The organism is Roseomonas sp. GC11 (assembly GCF_024437745.1).
Lineage (GTDB): Bacteria > Pseudomonadota > Alphaproteobacteria > Acetobacterales > Acetobacteraceae > Pseudoroseomonas.
In genome coordinates this window covers 1-975 of record NZ_JANFNY010000196.1, presented here as the reverse complement: position 1 = coordinate 975, position 975 = coordinate 1, and the positions used below count along the sequence as shown (strand labels likewise).

The window sequence follows — 975 nt, the reverse complement described above, 5'->3', positions numbered from 1 at the left end:
CCCCCCCCCCCCCCCCCCCCCCCCCCCCCCCCCCCCCCCCCCCCCCCCCCCCCCCCCCCCCCCCCCCCCCCCCCCGCTTCAGCGTGCCCCGAAGATGGCGGTCCCCACCCTGACATGGGTGGCGCCGTGGGCGATGGCGCTTTCAAAGTCTCCGCTCATCCCCATGGAGAGCACCCCGAGTCGCAGCCGCGCGGCGGCTTCCGCCATGGCGGCGAAATACGGATTCGGATCCCCCTCCGCCGGCGGAATGCACATGAGCCCCTCAATGGGCAGCCCATGCGCTTCCCGGCATTCGGCGATGAAATCATCGAGCGCCTCGGGGTCGATGCCGGCTTTCTGCGGTTCCTGCCCGATATTGACCTGGACGAGCAGGCCGGGGCGGCGCTGCTCGCGCTGCATGGCCTCGGCCAGGGCGGCGGCGAGTTTCGGGCGGTCGAGGCTTTCGATGACATCGGCGATGCGCACGGCATCGCGCGCCTTGTTGGTCTGCAGCGCGCCGATGATGTGCAGCCGCAGTTCCGGATGTCCGGCCCGCAGGGGCGGGAATTTCCCCGCCGCCTCCTGGACGCGGTTCTCGCCGAACAGCATCTGCCCGGCGGCGAGGGCTTCCACGACCGACTCGGCGGGGTGGAATTTGGAGACGGCGACCAGGCGCAGGCCCGCCGGGTCGCGCCCGGCCCGGGCGCAGGCGGTGGCGATGCGGTCCTGGATACGCTGGAGGTTGTCGGCAATGGAGGACATGGCGTGCGGACGGTAGGGGCGGCGGCGCGGCGGCTCAAGCGGCGGCGGGCGGCGAATCGGGGCTGGCTGCCCCGGCTGTGGCTGTTCAGCGACCCGGTGCGGCTGCCGGACCCGCGGGCGGCGGCGGCGGCGCTGCCGCGCGGCGCGGGGGTGGTGGCGCGCCTGCAGGAGAAGGGCGTCTATAAAACCGCCTATGCCCCCGGCACCTACCGGGAGAAGCTGTTCGGCGCCGGG

At 73.9% G+C, this 975-nt stretch carries 1 protein-coding gene and 1 pseudogene; one reads left to right on the top strand and one right to left on the bottom strand.

What is annotated here, in order from left to right:
• Positions 1-78: 78 nt before the first annotated feature.
• Entirely contained in the window at positions 79-741 is a 663-nt protein-coding gene (locus NON00_RS24580; RefSeq protein WP_256025434.1) for a YggS family pyridoxal phosphate-dependent enzyme, read from the bottom strand.
• Between the two features lie 3 nt (positions 742-744).
• On the opposite strand from NON00_RS24580, the pseudogene NON00_RS24575 reads away from it, so the two are divergent.
• Positions 745-975 (top strand): annotated as a pseudogene (locus NON00_RS24575) (hypothetical protein); the annotation flags it as partial.

Excerpts from the sequence above, each read along its gene's own strand:
- NON00_RS24580 (WP_256025434.1), bottom strand. The coding sequence starts at position 741 with ATGTCCTCCATTGCCGACAACCTCCAGCGTATCCAGGACCGCATCGCC.